This window comes from Paenibacillus sp. W2I17, assembly GCF_030815985.1.
Classification (GTDB): domain Bacteria; phylum Bacillota; class Bacilli; order Paenibacillales; family Paenibacillaceae; genus Paenibacillus.
The window spans coordinates 3,510,693-3,531,176 of sequence record NZ_JAUSXM010000001.1; the positions used below are offsets into that span (position 1 = coordinate 3,510,693).

General features: G+C 46.7%; 18 protein-coding genes. 6 read left to right on the forward strand and 12 right to left on the reverse strand.

Going from position 1 to position 20,484, the window contains the following annotated elements; translation table 11 throughout:
• The first annotated feature begins 129 nt into the window (after positions 1-129).
• A complete protein-coding gene (locus tag QF041_RS15600; RefSeq protein ID WP_307414839.1) occupies positions 130-2,286 on the forward strand; it encodes an alpha-amylase family glycosyl hydrolase in 2,157 nt (718 codons plus the stop codon).
• 155 nt (positions 2,287-2,441) lie between these two features.
• On the opposite strand, the gene QF041_RS15605 is transcribed toward QF041_RS15600, so the two are convergent.
• From QF041_RS15605 to QF041_RS15620, 4 genes are all read right to left on the reverse strand, one after another.
• On the reverse strand, positions 2,442-3,728 hold the full coding sequence (locus QF041_RS15605) for an MFS transporter (RefSeq protein WP_307414840.1): 1,287 nt from the start codon (positions 3,726-3,728) through the stop codon (positions 2,442-2,444).
• 148 nt (positions 3,729-3,876) lie between these two features.
• Positions 3,877-4,713 carry a sugar ABC transporter permease gene (locus QF041_RS15610; RefSeq protein WP_017690474.1) on the reverse strand — a complete coding sequence of 279 codons (837 nt, stop codon included), beginning with the start codon at positions 4,711-4,713 and terminating at the stop codon, positions 3,877-3,879.
• Positions 4,710-6,065, reverse strand: a complete 1,356-nt coding sequence (locus QF041_RS15615) for a sugar ABC transporter permease (RefSeq protein WP_047841752.1) — start codon at positions 6,063-6,065, stop codon at positions 4,710-4,712. Before QF041_RS15615 ends, QF041_RS15610 begins: the two co-directional genes overlap by 4 nt.
• Before the next feature lie 258 nt (positions 6,066-6,323).
• Positions 6,324-7,610: a sugar ABC transporter substrate-binding protein gene (locus QF041_RS15620; protein ID WP_307414841.1), complete on the reverse strand. Its 1,287-nt coding sequence runs from the start codon at positions 7,608-7,610 to the stop codon at positions 6,324-6,326.
• A gap of 446 nt (positions 7,611-8,056) precedes the next feature.
• Between QF041_RS15620 and QF041_RS15625 the strand changes: the two genes are divergently transcribed.
• Positions 8,057-9,091, forward strand: coding sequence for a LacI family DNA-binding transcriptional regulator (locus QF041_RS15625; RefSeq protein ID WP_091034562.1), 1,035 nt, complete (start codon positions 8,057-8,059; stop codon positions 9,089-9,091).
• Between the two features lie 174 nt (positions 9,092-9,265).
• Here the strand turns inward: QF041_RS15625 and QF041_RS15630 are convergent, their stop codons facing one another.
• On the reverse strand, positions 9,266-10,024 hold the full coding sequence (locus QF041_RS15630) for an SDR family oxidoreductase (RefSeq protein WP_307414842.1): 759 nt from the start codon (positions 10,022-10,024) through the stop codon (positions 9,266-9,268).
• A gap of 192 nt (positions 10,025-10,216) precedes the next feature.
• Between QF041_RS15630 and QF041_RS15635 the strand changes: the two genes are divergently transcribed.
• Entirely contained in the window at positions 10,217-10,810 is a 594-nt protein-coding gene (locus tag QF041_RS15635) for a TetR/AcrR family transcriptional regulator (RefSeq protein WP_307414843.1), read from the forward strand.
• Between the two features lie 143 nt (positions 10,811-10,953).
• Positions 10,954-11,580: a hypothetical protein gene (locus QF041_RS15640; RefSeq protein WP_307414844.1), complete on the forward strand. Its 627-nt coding sequence runs from the start codon at positions 10,954-10,956 to the stop codon at positions 11,578-11,580.
• A 124-nt stretch (positions 11,581-11,704) separates the two neighbouring features.
• Here QF041_RS15640 and QF041_RS15645 read toward each other — a convergent pair whose 3' ends face one another.
• The 7 genes from QF041_RS15645 to QF041_RS15675 form a co-directional block, all read right to left on the reverse strand.
• Positions 11,705-12,844 (reverse strand): toxic anion resistance protein, encoded by a 1,140-nt coding sequence (locus QF041_RS15645; RefSeq protein ID WP_017690481.1) that lies wholly within the window; start codon positions 12,842-12,844, stop codon positions 11,705-11,707.
• Between the two features lie 19 nt (positions 12,845-12,863).
• Positions 12,864-14,552, reverse strand: a complete 1,689-nt coding sequence (locus QF041_RS15650; protein ID WP_307414845.1) for a vWA domain-containing protein — start codon at positions 14,550-14,552, stop codon at positions 12,864-12,866.
• Positions 14,553-14,564: 12 nt separating this feature from the next.
• The gene (locus tag QF041_RS15655; protein WP_307416984.1) at positions 14,565-15,296 is read right to left on the reverse strand and encodes a hypothetical protein; all 732 of its coding nucleotides are present in this window, start codon (positions 15,294-15,296) and stop codon (positions 14,565-14,567) included.
• A gap of 347 nt (positions 15,297-15,643) precedes the next feature.
• Entirely contained in the window at positions 15,644-16,261 is a 618-nt protein-coding gene (locus tag QF041_RS15660) for a Uma2 family endonuclease (RefSeq protein ID WP_307414846.1), read from the reverse strand.
• Between the two features lie 81 nt (positions 16,262-16,342).
• Complete coding sequence (locus QF041_RS15665; RefSeq protein WP_307414848.1) at positions 16,343-16,786, reverse strand: DUF6805 domain-containing protein; 444 nt, start codon at positions 16,784-16,786, stop codon at positions 16,343-16,345.
• Complete coding sequence (locus tag QF041_RS15670; RefSeq protein WP_307414849.1) at positions 16,767-17,729, reverse strand: beta-L-arabinofuranosidase domain-containing protein; 963 nt, start codon at positions 17,727-17,729, stop codon at positions 16,767-16,769. Before QF041_RS15670 ends, QF041_RS15665 begins: the two co-directional genes overlap by 20 nt.
• The gene (locus QF041_RS15675; RefSeq protein WP_307414850.1) at positions 17,717-18,667 is read right to left on the reverse strand and encodes a beta-L-arabinofuranosidase domain-containing protein; all 951 of its coding nucleotides are present in this window, start codon (positions 18,665-18,667) and stop codon (positions 17,717-17,719) included. The genes QF041_RS15670 and QF041_RS15675 overlap by 13 nt, the downstream gene beginning before the upstream one ends.
• A gap of 378 nt (positions 18,668-19,045) precedes the next feature.
• On the opposite strand from QF041_RS15675, the gene QF041_RS15680 reads away from it, so the two are divergent.
• Both QF041_RS15680 and QF041_RS15685 read left to right on the forward strand, forming a co-directional pair.
• A complete protein-coding gene (locus tag QF041_RS15680) occupies positions 19,046-19,810 on the forward strand; it encodes a helix-turn-helix transcriptional regulator (protein WP_307414851.1) in 765 nt (254 codons plus the stop codon).
• Positions 19,811-19,939: 129 nt separating this feature from the next.
• Positions 19,940-20,452 carry a GNAT family N-acetyltransferase gene (locus QF041_RS15685; protein WP_091034581.1) on the forward strand — a complete coding sequence of 171 codons (513 nt, stop codon included), beginning with the start codon at positions 19,940-19,942 and terminating at the stop codon, positions 20,450-20,452.
• The last annotated feature ends 32 nt before the right edge of the window (positions 20,453-20,484 follow it).

Consider the following 20,484-nt stretch of genomic DNA (forward strand, 5'->3'; position numbering starts at 1 on the left):
TTGGCGTGTCAAAAGGAGGGAAGTCTTCAATCCACTGCGTAACACTCCGCTGTATTGAAAGCGCTATTATTCAAGAGCCAGGTTGGTTGTTTATCTAAACTACTACATTCACGAGAAGGGTGGATTACTATGTTTCAAATGGCCAAACGCGTACTCCTCAGCACAACACTGACACTCAGTTTACTTGCAGGGGGCGCACTTCCCTATCTGCCTGCTTCAGCGATCTATGCCGATGCGGATACCGCGGTTACCAACAAGCAGAACTTTAGTACAGACGTCATCTATCAGATCTTTACAGACCGCTTCCTGGACGGCAATCCTTCCAACAATCCTACCGGAGCTGCCTACGATGCCACTTGTAGTAACCTGAAGTTGTATTGCGGAGGCGACTGGCAGGGTTTGATCAACAAAATCAACGATAACTATTTTAGCGATCTGGGCGTTACGGCCTTGTGGATCTCCCAACCGGTCGAAAATATCTTCGCCACAATCAACTACGGCGGCGTGATCAACACAGCGTATCATGGCTACTGGGCACGTGATTTCAAGAAGACCAATCCGTATTTCGGAACGATGGCTGACTTTCAAAATCTGATTACGACTGCTCATGCCAAAGGCATCAAGATCGTAATTGACTTTGCACCGAACCATACGTCTCCTGCCATGGAAACCGATACGTCCTTTGCAGAGAATGGCAAGTTATACGATAACGGTAATCTTGTTGGCGGATACACGAATGATACGAATGGTTACTTCCATCACAACGGCGGCTCCGATTTTTCCTCCCTGGAGAATGGGATCTACAAAAACCTCTATGACCTCGCTGACCTGAATCACAATAACAGTACCATTGATCAATATTTCAAAGATGCAATCAAGCTATGGCTTGATATGGGCGTGGACGGCATTCGTGTTGATGCGGTCAAACATATGCCTCTCGGCTGGCAAAAGAGCTGGATGTCCTCCATCTATGCACATAAACCTGTATTCACTTTCGGTGAATGGTTCCTGGGATCTGCTGCATCCGATGCGGATAACACGGAATTTGCCAATGAATCCGGGATGAGCCTGCTTGATTTCCGCTTTAACTCTGCCGTACGTGATGTCTTCCGGGATAACACATCCAACATGTATGCTCTGGATTCGATGATTACAGGCACAGCGGCAGATTACAATCAGGTGAATGACCAAGTCACGTTCATCGACAACCATGATATGGATCGGTTCAAAACAAGTGCCGTGAACAATCGTCGTCTGGAACAAGCGCTGGCCTTCACGCTGACTTCACGCGGCGTACCTGCCATCTATTATGGTACCGAGCAGTATCTGACGGGTAACGGAGACCCTGATAATCGGGCCAAAATGCCTTCCTTCTCCAAAACAACCACTGCTTTCAACGTGATCAGCAAGCTGGCCCCTCTGCGCAAATCCAATCCCGCGATTGCCTATGGCTCCACTCAGCAACGCTGGATCAATAATGATGTGTACGTTTATGAACGAAAATTTGGCAAAAGTGTAGCTGTTGTTGCGGTGAACCGTAATCTCTCCACACCAGCAAGCATTGCGAATCTAAGCACTTCACTGCCAACAGGCAACTACACCGATGTATTGGGCGGTGCACTGAACGGTAATAACATCACTTCTACCAATGGCAACGTCTCTTCCTTCACACTGGCAGCCGGTGCAACAGCGGTATGGCAATATACAACGAGCGAGACAACACCAACGATCGGACATGTAGGTCCGGTGATGGGCAAACCGGGTAATGTCGTTACCATTAGCGGACGCGGATTTGGTTCCACCAAAGGTACCGTATACTTCGGTACAACAGCCGTTACCGGTGCTGCGATCACATCGTGGGAAGATACACAGATCAAAGTGACGATCCCAGCTGTTGCCGCAGGCAATTATGCTGTGAAAGTAGCTGCGAACGGCGTTAACAGCAATGCGTATAACAACTTTACCATCCTTACGGGTGATCAGGTCACTGTACGATTTGTCATTAACAATGCTTCCACCACACTGGGTCAGAACATCTATCTGACAGGTAACGTGGCAGAACTGGGCAACTGGAGTACGGGCACAACAGCTATCGGCCCTGCTTTCAATCAGGTTATCCACGCCTACCCAACTTGGTACTATGATGTGAGTGTACCCGCCGGGAAACAACTGGAGTTCAAATTCTTCAAGAAAAACGGGGCAACCATTACGTGGGAAGGTGGTTCCAACCACACGTTCACCACACCAACCAGCGGTACAGCCACAGTCAATGTAAACTGGCAATAAGATAATCCATCTATAAGCTAACCCGGAGTTACGCTAACGAGCGTATGCTCCAGGTTTTGCTGTACCTAGCGAAGTTGCTTAGATTGCTTCTATCCTCTCTCTGTTGAATGTGTACATGTGGGTTCAATTCATATCATTTTGATGTATCATACATGTCATTGATAGGTTCGAATCGACTTCAATGTTGTAGCAGCCAGAATACCTGTCGCCAGCAGTAATATGCCCACGCCTTGCAGCACAGAAGCTGCCCCCCATTGATCTGCCAATACGGAGACAACCGTCAATCCCAGAATAGGCGCCGTACTGGTGATTGTTCCAACCACACCATAGACTCTTCCTTGCAGCTCGTCCGGCACGGCTGTCCTCAGCATAATCTGGGTGAGCATTGTGCAGCAGGCGAACATCGCACCTCCGCCCACGATGAACGGTAACGCCATGATTGGTGAGGATACATTCGCCAAAAAAATATAAAGCGGCCCTAATACAATCAGACCGATAAATACCCATCTCCCTCTTCGCTTCAATCGTTTTCCCGAAGCAATCAACAGCGCAGAGCCAATCATGTATCCCAGCGGAATACAGGTCTCAATTAATCCAAACTGTACCGGATTCGCCTCCCATACCTTGACTGCCATTACTTGAACCAGCATCATGGCTGACATGAAAAATAAGATCAGCACCGGATTGAGCAATACAATGGATCGGATCAAAGGATTCCGATAGATGTAGGCAAACGAACTACGCCATTCCTGAGCAAACGTGGTCTGCTGACTAACGGATCGCTGTACCTGAGGAAAGCGGCCCGCCATCAGCACACAGACTGCGGATAACAGAAAGGTTGCCCCTGTAATTAATATGGCAACGAATCCGCCAAATGCAGCAACAGCAACCCCAGCTGCTGCTAGTCCGCTGATTCGGGCAAGATTATCCACCATATGAATGGTTCCGGTTGCTTGTTGAATATGTTCTCTGCCAACCATACTTGCTACAGAGGCGTGGAATGCAGGTGCCTGAAACAGGCTTGAAAACATGGAGAGTGAGAGCAACAGCAGCACCACTGGGAACGGCGCATGCCAGCCGAACAAGCTAATCGCAATCAGTACAGCCATTACGCCCCGAAATACATCCGAGGCCAGCATCAGCTTCCTGCGATCCAATCGGTCTGCAACCGTACCCGCCACCGATCCAAACAGAAAGCTGACGGCCATATTGCAGATCTGTACAGCTGCCATGCTCTTTGCACTCCCTGTGGTCTGTAACACCCACAGACTGATCGCAATCCCATTGAAGCAATCCCCAAAGACCGAGATCCCGTAGCCGTACAATATCCTCCGAAAGGTAACATTACGCCAAAGTGTTGGTGGAGCTTTAGTATTATGCAATGCAGCTTGTCCATCTTGGTATCCCATAATCTCGGGCTCACTGGACGGGTTCATGCCCATACATCACATTCCTCCCTAATCATGATTCGAGCCCATACAGAACCAGGCACTTCCGCAGCAGTGCCAGTCGACAAAGACATGACATCACGGAAGTGCCTAGTTGGCGTGCCGCAGGTATCGCGGCTGACTATGTTGTTATGGCACGGTATTACCCTTTCGAAGCTCCTGCCGTCAGACCCTGAACAAGGAACCGTTGCAAGAAAACGAACAGCAGTGTAATTGGAATGGCGATCAGTACCGCCCCCGCAGCAAACATCGTAAAGTTACTGTCCTGATAACGGTTGACCAGATCCCACATGCCCACCGCAAGCGTCCAGTTCTCTTTCGTCCGCAGCACCAGCCGGGCGAAGATAAAATCCATCCACGCACCGGTGAAACTGGTTAATGCCACATAAGTCAGCATCGGCTTGGATAAAGGCAGGATGATGCTGGTGAATACCCGCAGGTGACTCGCACCATCCATGCGGGCCGCTTCATCCAGACTACGGGGAATCGTATCAAAGAAACCTTTGACGATAAAGCCGCCCAGTACCGCTCCTGATGAATAGACCAGGATAAGCGCAGCGTGGGTGTCGAGCAATTTAATCTGCAGCAAAATGATATAGATGGCAATCATGCTCATGAAACTCGGGAACATGCCGAGGATTAGCATGGTGGAAAGAATCGTTTTACGTCCACGGAAGCGGAAGCGGGACAAGGCATACATCCCGAGTGTCACCATCAACGTGGAGAAGATCATTGTGAAAAAGGCGATTTTCAGCGTATTCATATACCATCTGCCGTACATAAAGGACGGGTTATTGAACAGCTCCCCGTAATGGGTCAGCGTGAAAGCTTCCGGCCATAACCGTTCACTGAACAATGCCGCACCAGGTCTCAGGGAAGAGAGAAAGATCCAGAGTACCGGATAGATGGAGACAACGGCGATGATCAGCAACAGCACATAACTCAGGGCCAAACGTAGCGGATTATTACGTGTCTTCATTGAATCATGTCCTCCTCCTTGAATGATTTGGAGCGGCGGAAGTTCCAGATAGAGAATGAAGCGATAATAAGGAAGATGATGATGCCTACCGCTGAAGCCATGTTGAATTTGTTATTGTCGAGTGTGAGCTTGTAGAGCCAGGTCACCAGCAGGTCCGTTGCCCCTGCGTACTGGTAGTCTCCCCTCAGTGGATTTCCGTTGGTCAGCAGGAAGATGACATTGAAGTTGTTGAAATTTCCGGCGAACTGCATGATGAGTACCGGAGTTGTGGCAAAAAGAATGAACGGCATCGTAATGATTCTGAACTTCTGAAACGCAGATGCTCCGTCCACTTCGGCAGCCTCATAGAGGTCACGAGGGATGGCTGTCAATACACCCAGAATCAGCACCATACTGACCGGAATACCAATCCACATGTTGACGACAATGACGGTGACCTTAGCCCAGAACGGGTCTGTCAGCCAGGGTAATCCCTCCAGCCCAAATGCTCTCATGTACGTATTGATCGGACCAAACTGACCATTGAACAGATTACGCATGAGCAGCAAAGAGATGATCTGCGGGATCGCATAAGGCAAAATAAAAATCGTCCGCCACAGCTTTTTGAAGCGTATGCCCCGCTGTTCAATCAGCAGTGCCACAAGCACGCCGCCAAAATAGGTGGTGACTGTCGCCAGAATGGCCCAGATGACCGTCCAAGTGAGCACGCCGTAAAATGTCTGGCTCCAGGATTTGAGCTGGATCAGATCACTGAACGTCTTGAAGCCTACCCAGTCCACGAGTTTGGCTGGCGGAATATGATCCGGGGCCGAATAGTTGGTAAACGCAATCGTGATCGTAAACAGGATGGGCATAACGGTGAAGAAAAGAATGCCCAGTGCCGGGATGGACAGGAACAGATACGGAAAGTTTTTGTCCATCATGTTCCGAAGCGAAGCCGCTGCGCCCAGGGTCTGCTTGCCTTCCTCCCTCGCAAGTCCCGTGACATACGCATCCCGAATATTCAGAATGTAGATCAGGATAAACACAAAAAACACCAGCAATACGATAATGCCATCAAGCAGCAAAAAGATGGAATGGTCTCCCCTTTGAAGTACAGTGGACCCATTCACTTTGACAAAACGCTGTGTATTTTCCCCCAGTGTCCATATGCCCCATACGGCCTGTGACAGGCGAGGAAGCAGGTACGCAAGCCCTGCCCCCTCCAGTAACAGTAGACAAATTCCCTTAATCCATTGTCGATTGTACAGCTGTCCAAGACCTTGCAGTATGATGGAACATATAGCCGCTGTCATCCGATGCTGTCTTTCCCTGTTCGGTCCAACGGGCACCGGGACATGCTGCTGTTGCATTCGCTCTCTCCTCCCTGCCTATTGCTAACCTGTATACATTGAACAAAAGTGTACTTACACTGACCACTCCGATGACAGAACAAGCTTCCGATCGCTGTTATCCCCAGATTTTTTTGATCCCTTTTTCAAAAGGAAAAATCCGGTGATAAAGGCGCACGTTTTACTTCTTCAGCTTTCTTCTGTCCTCTCCGTTTTTGTGTAAATATGAAGTTCAATTTATACAGCTCTTATGCATATCTTCGCACTCGTCGTTCGTCCTTATTGGACGGTTGCAAGGCTTTCCTGGATCTGTTTCACGGCATTGTCCAGTGATGACTTCACGTCCTTATCGGTATCCCAGATATCCGTAATGGCCGACGTGATTGGTCCCCATACGCTGTCCATGGCAGGAAGCGAAGGCATTGGCGTAGAGTTGTTGAACTGTTCCAGGAATGCCTTGTTGATTGGGTCCTCTTGCAACTTCGGATCAGCAGCTACGTTTTTGTTCGCAGGAAGTGTACCGTTCAGGTCAAAGTTCTCCATCTGAGCTTCTTCATTGGAAAGGAACGCTGCCAAGAGCTTCGACGCATTCGGGTATTGCGTAAATGCATTCACATAATAGGCTTTAACACCTGAGAAGGAGGTCATCGGTTTGCCATCAATTGCAGGAAGCGGAGCAACGCCAAAATCAATACCTGCATTGCGATAATCGGCAATGGTCCACGGACCGTTAATGTCCATAGCCAGCTTGCCGCTGGAGAATAATCCTTTTTTGATATCATAGTTCACGTCACCCATCTTAAGCGGCAGCACTTCCGACTTCAGCGTCTGCAAGAACTGTCCACCCTTCTGGGCTCCTTCGTTATTCAGACCGAGATCCGTGCTATCCATCCCGTTGTCTCCAAAAATATAACCGCCCTGTGAAGCCAGGAACGCATAGTTATAATAAAATTGCTGCAATTCCCACATCAGCGCATACTGATTGGACTTCACATTATTGAACGTCTTGGCGAAACTGATAATCTCATCAAAGTTTTTCGGAGCTTCTGGATAGAGTGCCTTGTTATAGAAAAGAGCGTAGGTCTCCACGCTGTACGGATAGCCGTACAGGATATCCTTGAACGTCACTGCCTTCAGCGCGTTGTCGCTGGTGTTCTCTACGGTGTCTGCTTCGAATATGTCATTGGGCAGAATAAGTCCCGCCTCTGAAGCGCTACCAATCTTATCATGCGGGAAAACAACCACATCTGCAGCAAGACCCGCTGGGCCATCCGTCGTCAGCTTGGTTACCTGATCGGTTGGAGGTAATTCCTCCATTTTGACTGTTACCCCATATTTTTCTTCGAATTTTTTGACCCTTTGCTCAATAAAGCTGCTTTGATTTTTATCCTCCCAGATCACCAGAGTTGCCCCTTCTTCCGGTTGAAGGTTCTCGGATGTCAGCTCTACAACTTCCTCCGGATTCTCACCTGCCGTAGTTGGAGATGGACTTCCGCCTCCAGCCCCGCACGCAGCCAGTGTAAAAGCCATCATGACGGACAATGTTGCCCCTTGCCATTTTCTCATGTAAAATGTCCCCTTCCCTCTGCTTGGTCCAACAAAGTTCGCGCTTTTCACCCTTTTGTCTGCGTATGTTGTCAGGTTTTTCATCCCATATCCCCCTTTTGTACAAACGTTTGCTCAAATGGGAGAAAAGATGATCTCTCCGTTCAATATGTAGGGGTAAACAAGTCAAGAAGTATGTAATTCCACTTATGTAAGCGCTACAATAACAATCACATCATACAATAACGATCTTTATTTGCACAAACGTTTGCACAAGCCATATTTGCTCAATTTTAACCAATTTCCTTCTTCTACCTACAGTAATTTCCTGTTTCCTTGTTCTGACTCTTTCTTCCTTAATTTCACTTTGCGTGCCCCCCTTACTCGGCAGTTAGCAATTGATTTCTCGTATCCTTTGGATTACCATAGGAGAATATTTATACGATTGTTCAGAAGGGATTTTTTACATGATTACGATCAAGGATATTGCCAAATTGGCGGGTGTTTCCCCTTCTACAGTGTCACGGGTGATTTCCAACCATCCTAGAATCAGCACCAAAACGTCTCTCAAAGTGAAGCAAATTATGAAAGAATTGAACTACCATCCAAACATCATCGCGAAGAGCCTGGTTTCCAAAACAACACATACCCTTGGGATTATGCTTCCGCGTCCTGCAGAAGAGTTGTTTCAGAATTACTTTTTCGGGGAACTGCTCCGAGGTATTATTACACATGCCACCCGAATGAATTATGAATTGCTGCTAACAACCGAAACATCATCAGACAATGAACTGCATGCGATATCACGCCTTGTTCATGGCCGTAGAGTTGATGGTATTTTGCTGCTTGGGTCCAAGCGAGACGATCCTATCATTTCTTTTTTGGAAGCGGAAAAGTTTCCTTTTGTGTTAATCGGTCGCAGTGAAGCTCATCCAAATGCCCCCATGGTGGATAACGATAATGTGCAGACCGCTTATGATGCGACTCATCATCTGATCGCTCAGGGACATACTCGAATCGGATTTGTCAGCGGTCCTCCGGACATTACGTTATCGCATGACCGTATGTTAGGATACCAAAAAGCGCTTGCCCAAGCCGGGCTGGATGCGGATAGTGATTGGATTGTGGAAGGTGAATTTCTGCAGGAAAGTGGATTCAGAGCGATGTCGCTGTTCATGTCCTTGCCGGACAGACCCACCGCAATTGTTGTCATCGATGACAATGTGGCCTTTGGGGTATTGAGAGCTCTTGCTGAGCTTCATTATCTGGTGCCTGAAGATATCAGTGTGGTCAGTTTTAACAATATTGCATTATCGGAACTGGCTTCTCCACCCCTAAGCTCTATCGACATCGGGACTTATCAGCTTGGTTATACAGCCGTTCAGGTACTGTTAAAAATTCTTAGTGGGGAACCACAGCTTCATAATCCGGTCATTATCCCCCATCGTCTGATCGTGCGCGAATCCTCACTCTTTTCCAAGCCAAAGCCACCCTCAGATTGATTCATTTCGGCTATCCGTGTAGTAATGCAAACGTTTGTCCTACACGGAATATGATGCTGTTATCCACCGTACGTAGGTGTATAGGTGCAAAAAAAAAGAAGCCGCATATACTCATGCGGCTTCCTTAATTCACACACTATTTCCGTACTCCATGCTCGACTGCACTTGAATGGATTAATAAGAGCTCCAGCCAGCATCTGCTGTAACGACAGTTCCGTTCACGAAGCTGGACTCGTCAGATCCAAGGAACAAAGCCACTTTGGCAATCTCTTCGCTCGTCCCGATGCGTGGGTTGATTGCCATCCCAAGCTGTTGCCGACCTGCACCGAAATGGCTAATACCTGTCATGGAGGAGCTGATATTGGTTGCCACGGCTCCTGGAGCGATTGCATTACAGCGAATGCCTTGCTCAGCATACATATACCCTGTATTTTTGGTGAAGCCCACGACCGCATGTTTGGACGCCGTATAGGCTGCTCCTGCACGTCCGCCGTGTAGTCCCCCTGCCGAAGCAATGTTCACGATGATACCTTTTTGTTTTTCCAGGAAAATCGGCAATACTTTACGCGTTGTCCGCATCACACTGGTTGTGTTCACAGCGAACAATCTCTCCCACTTCTCATCCGTTACATCTGCTGCCGGCTCCATGCCATCCATAATTCCCGCATTGTTAACCAGAATATCTACTGTACCGTATGTGCTAACCGTCGTATCGATCAGATTTTGCACATCTTCTTCTTTGGCTACATTGGCCAGAACGACAATCGCTTCTCCGCCCTGTGCTTTAATATCATTGACTACCGCTTGTGCGGATTCTTCGTTAATATCCGATACGACGACTTTCGCGCCTTCTTGAGCATATAACGTTGCAATTGCTTTCCCCATACCTGAACCAGCACCTGTAACAACTGCAACTTTATCTTGAAGTTTCATTCCATGTATCCTCCTTTGTGTATTCGTTTACAATAAGTTAACAAACAAATGTTCATTAACTCCTATCCTTAGTATAATAAGTCATAGCGTTTCACTTCAATCAGTAAAAGCTTGTCCAGTTGTACGTTAAACAACACTATCAAGCCTGAATGTACTTTAACTAATAAAGTGAACTCGCGAGGAGGAAAATAGATGTCTGAAACTCTGAATTCAATGGACCGAAGAATCAAGAAATCAAAAGCTGCACTGAAGGATGCACTCATCCATTTGATGCAAAAGCATCCCTTTAAAGAAATATCGATTACAGATATTGTGCAGCGAGCCGACCTGAATCGGGGAACTTTCTACAGGCATTATCAGTACAAAGAAGACCTATTCAACGAAATTATCGATGATGTGATTCAGGATCTGGTGACTTCTTTTCGCAAACCTTATCAGGATGAGGAAGAGTTCGAAGTCAATCTGATGCCCTCTTCGGCGATCACTATATTTGAGCATGTACACCAGCACGCACAATTCTACACACTGGTTGTGAAATCTGAGGCCTCCTCCAACTTCCAGCGTATGATCTGTGATGTTCTTCGGGATCTGGCCTTACAGGATCTGAACCACATCTTCCCGCAGCACATCAACCATGAAATATTGGCAAGCTACCAATCTCATGCGATATTCGGAATGATCATGGAGTGGATCAGACAGGATTTCAAGCACAGCCCGGCCTACATGGCCGAGGAGTTGTTCAAGATCATCCATTACAAGCCAGATAATGTCGTGTTGAGAAACTGAGATTCAAATCGCCATTCTTCCCTATAGCGTGGTCATTGAGAGGGATTTCAAGAAAGGTTTATCACCATAATTTTGTAAATACATTCCTGTAATTTCTGGTATTGATATGTTAGATTATCCATTGGAATACAAACAAAAGGAGGATGACATTACATTTGAAGAAGTCGTGGATTATATCATTGATTACCAGTTTTGTTTTGCTTGGCGGAGTGTTTCTCTCTCCAGCCGCTTCTGCCAATGCAGCCAAAGTAGCAACCTCTACATATTCAGATCAGAGTTATAGTGAAGATGATTATTTGCACGAAGAACTTATGGACGAATTAGAATTAGATGATGCCGAACAGGAGCTCACTAAAGATCAAAAGGATTTCGAGAAATATCTTGAACAAATATCTCGTCTGGTACCGTATGAGAATAAAGCAATCGATACGTTGGGTAGTGTGGGAGGTGAGGTGAATTCAACCAATCGCAAGTCCATGTACCTCAAACTTACGAATACGGTGATCCCTAATTATACAAAAACGGTCTCCATGTTAAAACAAATCAAACCTTCCAATCCTGAACTTAAGAAAATACATGCCTATTATGTTAAGGGAAGCTACCTTCAGCTGGAAGGATACTTGTTGTACAAACAAGCCGTTTCCAAAAACAAAGTGAATTCTAAGATACTGCAACAAGGTCGTGCCAAAGTACGTGCGGCTGGCGTTCTCCTCGACCAATACGAGCAACAGATATACCCTTATGCACGGAATATCGGGTATCTAAATTAGTACCAATCTTCATAGAAGCCCAAAAAGCGCCCATTCCCCATGCTTAATGAGGAATGGGCGCTTTTCTAATATTATAAAAAAGATAACTATCTAATACATATTTTTTTATTTCTCTCTTTTCTGATCACAGCCCCAGCTTCTGTCCTTTCTCCAACCGCTGAATCTGCTGCTCGCCGGTATCCGCAAGTTCACGGAACTGGTTAATCGTCTCGCGCATTCTTGGGAGGGCTTCCTGCTTATAAAGACTGATTGAATCGAGTGCTGACAGCACATCGGTAAACGCCTGTTTCATCGTATCCACGGAGATGCTAGCTTCATATGCTTGCTTCTGGATGGCAATTCCCTGATCCTTGAGCATTTTGGAAGTACCTGCGATCAGATCGTTAGTTGTCTGGTTCAACAACTCTATCTTCTGCAATACAATCTTCTGATTATACAAAGCACTTGCTACTGTAACGGCAATTTTCAATGCCGAGATCGTTACATTCTTCGCCCGGTCTACCCCTCGGATCAGTTCCTTGTTGTTGCGAATTACCACTTCAATCGCCATGATGCCCTGCTGGTTCACGACCAACATCTGCTGCAGATCCATCACCCGCTGACGAAGCGGGAATAATACTTCTTCCGTAATAAATCGGACTTTCTCGGGGTCCTCATTCCGAACCTTGGCGGCTTCAATCTGCGCGTCGATGGACTCATCCATGAGTACGCCAAGCTGAATTTCCTTTTGTAGTCGCTTGGTGAGTTCCCGCAGATTCTGCTGTTCAATCTCCAGCGTTGTATTATCATTACGCAGGGTGGATCTGCCTTTATCCAAAGAGGTTACGATGTCAGCGATGACTGCGTCAGCCTTCTGGTATTTCAGGAAATAGGCGCGAAGCGGATTGAACAATTTCCCGAGGAAACCAGTCTTGGCGAAGTCGACCACGCTTGGGTCGAGATCCTTCAGTTGCATATGCAGCTCGGTCAAGCCTTTGGCGACCTGACCGCCCTCGTCTCCCGTCTTGGACAGATGTCCAACAGAGACTTGAAGCAAGGCGTTTTTCTCAGAAGAGGATCTCATCGTGTTCATGCCAAAGCCGTCAATGGATTGCAAAATCTCTTTGCGCTTCTCCAGGGATTCGAGATCCAGTGTCATGATCATCTCTACGTTGGCATTTGCCACTTGTTGAAGCTCCGCGACCTCGGCGGGCACGGGTTTCACCTCTTCTTCGATCACCTTCTGAATTTCCTTCTGGCTCGGTATTTCCATTGAAAATGACATCTACAGTTCCCCCTTTAGATTACATCTGTACGTTAAACAGGTTACCAATCTTGTACACGACATCGTCGGTATCAGCATTGATGCTTGCCGCTTCGTTAATGCTGGAGATACTCTCCAAAGCCTTGATGTCCGCGTTGTATCCAATCGTATAGATTGGCACTTTGTACGTTTCAACCAGATCCCGGATATCCTTCAGGGTATGACCTTCGTTGGTCTCGCCATCACTCAAGACAAAAATCAGCGGCTTCACGTTTGGATCAGCAGCCATATAATCTTCCAGCATCTTCATCGCCACCACGATCCCGTCAAAGGTCGCCGTACCACCGCCAGCTTGCAGACTATCAACTGTTCCGACAAACATGGACTGCTGGTTTGTATCATATTTGGCAATCGGCAGATTCACGGTTACGCCGCTGGAGTAAGAAACCAACCCAATACTGTTCTCGGTGCCCAGGTACTTCTGACCTTTGCGCAAAGACTCCTTCAGTCGGTTAAGCGGTTCGCCGTCCATGCTTCCGGACACGTCTGTCACGAACACGGCGGCAATTGGTTTACTGCCGTTCTTCTTCTCTTTCCATACTTTCTGTGCAGAAAACAACGTGCCGCCATCCACGGTAGCCAGTTCGGATTTGTAATCCTGCAAACCGTTGAAGCCAAACTCTTCTGCCGATTGTTGGTACTTCGCCTGGGTTACGAATTCCGCAAACTTCTGGATGATTTCCTGTTTGTTCTGCGGCAATTGTCCCAATGCATACAACGGGCTATCATGTCTCACACCAAATGGTGTAAAGACGTATCCACTCTTCAGATCAGCGGTATTCACATACGTCTGGTATTCGAGTACAAAGGCATCGAGTCTGCCTGACTTGGCAGCTTCCCGCATCTGAATCGTTGTTGAAGCGGTAAACGGTACATTGGTCTGGAACTTTTCGAATCCTTCAATAGCCTTCTCGCCAAGTGGATTGGTACTGTCATACGTATTCAGTGCGGTCACCAGGAAATTCAGTCCTGTGGAGCTGGCAAATGGATCGGTATATCCCATCGCGAGTTCATTGTTGGCAATCGCTTCGGTTACGGTTTTTACATTAACGGAGCCGTACGTATCAACCAGTGCATCATATTTGGCTTTGGAGATGACAATACCCGGAACATTCCCGACCAATCGCTCGGATACCATCTCTGTCTTCACCCCGCTAGCCTCAACCATCTCGCCCCATAGTTCGTTAGAAGGTGTGAATGCATCCGGCATATACTTACCAGACTTGATATAATCGGTGGCCGTACCGGAGGCAATGTTGCGGATTTTGACCGATACCTGTTTCCCACCAACGGTAATGTTTGCTTTGTTGAACTCCTCGCCCACTTCGGTTAACCAGCCGTCTACCCCGCTGCCCGACTTCTCTGTGGAAGAGAAGATTTCGACGTAATCATTTGTTGTATTCTCTACGGCAATTGCAAATTTGGAGATATCCGGCAGTGATTCTGCCACATCGACCGGGTCGAGATCAATCTGTCCTTTGACCGGTTCCGCCGTTGCTGGTGCAATGTCCGCATACAGTTTCCCCAGTTCCTTACCTGCATTCTCTGTGCTCACCTGTGTGGTCGACTTGCCAAAGTTCGACGTCAGTGTAATCCCTGCATAGACCAGACCAAATACGAGTACCAGCATCACGATTGATATGAAAAAAAACTTTCCCTTCTTGGCCATACGAGCAACCCCTCACTGTCTGTATAATTTGGTGTGCTTGATTAACTGATCAATCTCCTGCATACAAGGCATCTCTTCAATATCTCCGGCTTCAAAGCTGTCGAGGCGTGAAATCTCCAGTAGCAACTGATCGAGCTTGAGCAAAATCTCCTCATTGGTGTGTAATGCATTTTTCACATAAGACAGATAATCGTTGTATACCTTGGTTTTTTCCTGAAAAAGCTTCTGGGGAAGTGTTGAGGATTTGGATTTCATCATGTTGGCATAGTCAGCTTCATCAAATACATTCAACCGGTTCAGCACACTGCGGATGTTCAGGTATAACAGCTTCTCCACTTCCAGCGTGACCGATGCGAATTTCTTATAACTCAGTTCCCCGGGATCAAATCGTTGATGTAGCACATTCAGAAGGGTTTCTTTTTTCTTTTTCATTCGACTAAGTTGGGACAGCCCCAGCGTAATATCTTCTTCGAGCACTTTGATGCGTCTATAAAAAGATAGTGCCTCCACATAATCTTCATGCGTTTCGATATGCTTCACGGGCAGGACTACCGGTTGTCTGAACAGCAAGGTGTAACTCCCATATAGGAGTGCCATTGCACTGCCGAACAGAAGGGTAACGGATAGCGCAGTTGTGAATGCACCCTTCTCGAAATTCAGCCCGATAAAGCCAGGTGAGAACGCCAAAACATTCACAGCCACAATACCGAGGATTAATCCCAACAATTTTATGTACTTGATCATGTTCAATCATCCGACCTCCTTTCATGTTATATATTGGTACTTCATGTCGTAATTTTCCTGTTCAACTTATTCTTGTTGTACATGATGTTAACGCTCTCAGGTGGATATCATTGGATGTTTGAATACTCATAATATACGTGGTTTGGGCTTATCCCATTTCATATTTTCAGGGACAACGTAGAACTTGGCAGGAAATTTGGTGGTCAATCCATAAAAAGTGAGTTTTACGAGACAGCCGATTGTGGAGAAGAAATGTTATCAGGTAATACGTGGAAAATAGCTATGCGTGTCATTTTTTATATAAGACTTGTCTGAAAAAGAGTAATGCAAAAAGGACGAATCGGAGATCATCCGGTTTCGTCCCTTATGCATTGGTTGTTCATTTTTGGTGTTTCCTCTACCTGAACTTGAACAGCGAATCCATCTGGATTACCAGTTCGGGATATATAACCGATTGAATTGTTTCCTGCTCCTGTATATAGATGACGGTTCTGGTAACTGCCATCCTCCAGCGTGTACACATGGACGGTTTGATTGCCGGGGTCAACAATCCAGTATTCGTTCACACCATATTTCTGATATAAGTTAAATTTTTCGTTAAAATCCTTTAACGCAGTCGAAGGTGATAACACCTCGATAATTAAAGAAGGTGCACCGTGACAGCCACTTTTAGATATCTGGTCTTTGGAGCACACCACCGATAAATCAGGCTGTACAACTTGATCTGGTAGGTCATATTGTTCATTTTCGCTAAAATACACATCAAAAGGGGCAACAAACACAAAACATTTCCGATTCTGAAAAAAATTCCGCAAAGAGAAGTGCAGCTCACCCACAATAAACTGGTGCAATGAAGTGGGCGCTGGAGACATATTAAAAGCTTTGCCGTTAATTAATTCCCATGCCCCCTCCCAGGTTAACCAATCCTGATAGTTATAAGTACCTTTATTATCGGGTTTTGCCACACTTCCAACCTCCTCTTTCACTAACCGTAATTTATTTTCATTATAACATTGTGTTTGCGCCTTTTCACACCATGCCTCTTATCACGAAAAGATGGATTCCGGTTTGCTTCGCGTGGTGCGTACCTCTACAACTTTCCCGGCACAACCATTGTCTCCCTTCGCCTGGAACATTACCGTAACGCTGTCTTTACCTGATGTTACGGCCTCAGGAATATCGTAGGTCACATAGAACACGTCGCCAATTTTATTCATGTGAATTCGCTGCTCACCAATGAGTGTTCCATCCACGGTAATGGCGAATTGTCTGTCATATAACGTACCATCCCGTTTAAACGCGGAATGATCTCCGCCCCAATAGGCCACACATAAATAATTGGTTACTTTACGATCCACTGCCAGTTGGTAACTGAAGTAAGCCCCACTGACGCCAAAAGCCTCTCGCCACATATGCAACTTCTTACGGCCATCTGTGGTTGAACCGTTGTGGTGCTCCCCACGGCAGTTGCTAATCCAGTTGATGTCCAATCTCATCCTGCTGACCGTCAGCCTGAACCCTGTCGATCGTGATATCGTTCAACTCTTTCTCCAGCGCATCCCCTTCATCGTTAAACGGCCAGTACACGGTATAAAATTCGTGATGCACATCATAGAACGGAATGAGCTTCACGGCTTCGCCTGTGGAAGTAACATCTTTGCTAAGTTCAAATGTTAACGTGTCTGCATCCACAACCTTGATCCACTCTCGGACATCCTCCTGCTCCGTCCAGATCACAGGTACAGGTGCAGTCTTGGGATTCAGCGCTGTTTCGTCCACGATCGTATCCTCGGGAAGACCCTCGTTTCCTAGTGCACCAGCGAGTACTATCGGGCCGTACAGGAATGCCACCTTGTGGGCATCATCCCGGGAGGTGTACTGGCGGAGTGACATCGGCAGTGTGATTGTGATGACATCGCCCGTTGTCCATGTGCGGTCGATGGAGAGATAGCCGGGTTCCATCTGTGTATACGGATGTTCCGTATCCCCGTTAACGGTTGCCGTCATTGGCTGTTGCAGCCATGAGGGCACGCGTAATCTTAGATGAGCCGAGGCGTTGCCTCCGGTGATCGTCAGGGTTACCTTTTCCGAATAAGGAAAGTCGGTTTCAAGCTTCAGGGATAATCCCTGTGACGCCCAATCCAGTTGGGAAGCGATATAAAGGTTGACGTACAGGTCCTGTTCATCCTCAAAATAGATCGCCTCGGCATATTTGCCCGGGTTCTCCATGCCTGATCCTGTACAGCACCACCAAGCGGTATCGTGAGTACCATAGATTTTGTAGTGGCCTTGCAGCGTTGATGCAAAATACGTTTTGTTCCCCGTATCCGGGTCCTGCGTGCCAAGGATGTGATTATAGATGGCGTTTTCATAATAGTCCATGTAGGCGCTATCATGACTCCAGGCGAAGAGTTGCTTCGTTAGATGTAACATGTTGTGAGTACAACAGCTCTCTCCTGTTTTGATCCCCAGACTCTCTCCATACCCTTTGCTTCGTAATGCTCTGAAATGCTCGTCGCACCAAATACGTAAGAACGATGATGCACCGTGGTGTTCCAGAAAAACTCTGCCGCTGTCCGATAACTCTCATGAGTATGGTCCTGATTGTAGATTTCGGCTGCACCGATCACTTTGGGAATCTGAGTATTGGCGTGTTTGCCTTGAAGATCGTCCTGTTTGTGCTCCAAGGGTCTCAGGATCAATTGATGGGTGAACTTGTTAGCGATCTCAAGATATAAGGCTTTGCCGGTAATCCCATACAAATGTGCAAATACTTCATTCATGCCCCCGTGTTCACTTTGAAGCATCGTCTGCATCTGTTCTTCTGTCATCGGGAGCAAACCTTCAACCGCCCAATCTGCAAATCGGGTAACTACCTCAAGTGCCTGTCCGTTACCAGTGAGTTTATGGGCATCAATCAGGCCGCGATAGATTTTGTGCACACTGTACCAGGGAACCCAGTATTCACCGATATTGAATCCACCGATATTCTCTGCTCGAAAAGCCATGTGGAAAGGTTCTTCGGACAAACCACCGATATACCCGCTCCCCGTTGTCTGTTGGATTCTCGCCAGTTCGGTGACAGCATAATCCAGTCTTTCTTTTAACGTGATATTCCCGGTCGCCTGATACGTCACAGCCAGGGCAGACAGATAATGTCCGAGAGAATGTCCGCTGATGGTACGTGCCTCCCAACCCGCGTAGCGCTCTTTTCGGGCAGGTAAACCATGAGCTTCGAAGCATGGAGCCAGGAATCGATCAATATCCAGCGATAACAGGTAACGCTCCCCCACCTCTTGTGATGTTTGGAACACACCATTTAACAGATCTACATGTTCCGGTCCCAGAAATCCTTTTTTCGTATCAATCATTACACTCACTCCTTCTCGGGATGTAATATATAAGTTGGACTAAAGATTATTTACACTGACACTACGATGACAGAATAACCTTCCAATCGCTGTTACCCCCAGATTTTTTGATTCCCTTTTCCGAAGGGGAAAATCCGGGGATAAAGGCGAACGCTCCACTTTTTCAGGTTTTTTCTGTCCTCTCCGTTATCATGTAAATGATTAGTTCAACTTATATAGATATAGATATCCATTCATTCTTGAGGGGTAAAATCCGTGTTCTGTTCCATATGACTAATACTCATCAATCTACTGTAGAGCTTGAATATCCCCATAATATCAAATAAAATACAATTACATCAGACTCATAATCCAAGAAAAGGTGGATAAATCCGTCCTATGCAAAAGCCACTGGAACATTACCTGTGCGGCAAGTTCATATCCGAAGGCAACTGGAGCCACATGAGACGCAGCATGCCTGTGCATGAGATCATTTTGATGCTGGAAGGTGAGATGTACATCGCGGAAGAAGAGGAACAATATGTAGTTCGTGCCAACGATCTGTTGTTTCTGCGCGCCGGTCGCACCCATTACGGCTACCAGATCAGCGACAAACCCGTCAGTTTCTACTGGGTTCACTATGATGCCGTGCAGGCAGAATTCAGTCGCTTTAGGACACATGCCACCATTCAGGTGCCTTCCATGGCCAATCAGTTATTCAAGCAGTTGCTTCATGTGTCATCCTTCTCCCCAGAAGAAGCCAACGCTGCTTTGTTACTGTTGTTCAAGGAGCTCGAGCGCAATATAGAGGCGGATTATCGCCCGCATAATGCGATTGTAGACCATATCTGCAAGTGGGTGGACATTCATCTGCATACAAACATCACGGTGAGTCAGATTGCAGAAAATTTTAATTTTAACAAAGACTATATCTCCAAAATGGTGAAACGCGAGAAAGGTACCGGACTCAAAACCTATATCCTCACAGAACGAATTCGCCGGGCGAAACAATTGCTGCTCAATACCAATGCCAGTGTAAAAGAAATTGCCGGACATTGCGGCTTCTCCGACTACAAGCTGTTCCTGCGCATGTTCAAGCAATACGAAGGCAATACGCCAACCGAATATCGCAATCATCTGTATTCCACACAGCTCAATCGCTGATATGCTTTGATCTATAGAAATGACTGAGTTAACTATAGAAAATTTGAATGAATCGGATGGAATCCGTTATGGTAAAATGCAAGAAAACTATATTCCATACTTAACCCATAAGAGAAGGGGAATTATAAGATGACAACGGCTGCCGTTACGATTCATCCTGCCACAGAAGCAGACCATCCAGAGATTGTAGATATCCTTGTTGCAAGTTATGCCGAATATCGGGAGACTTTTGAGCAAAATGAACGATGGGAAGCCTACCTGAAAGACATTAGAGAGTCTGTGGTTAATCCATACCTGACGCAATTATGGATCGCGAAGATTGATGATCAGATTGTCGGTACAGTCCAATTATTCGAAACAGCACGCAAGGCTTATCCAAACTTTGAATTGCCAATCGATTATCCGTTTATTCGGCTACTGGGTGTTGATCCAAAATGGAGAGGTCACGGGATTGCCAGAGTATTGCTCCAGCAATGCGTAGATTCTGCCAAAGAAATGGGCAAAAATACGGTGTATTTATATACGGGCGGTCAGATGGTCAATGCCATCCGTTTATATGAGCGTTTTGGATTTACAGAGGATGAGGAGTTCAGCTCCGAGAGTGGCGGGGGCAAGGCAATATGTTACCGTTATGATTCCTAGTGTTGGCTAACACCAACACGGGATCAGCGAAC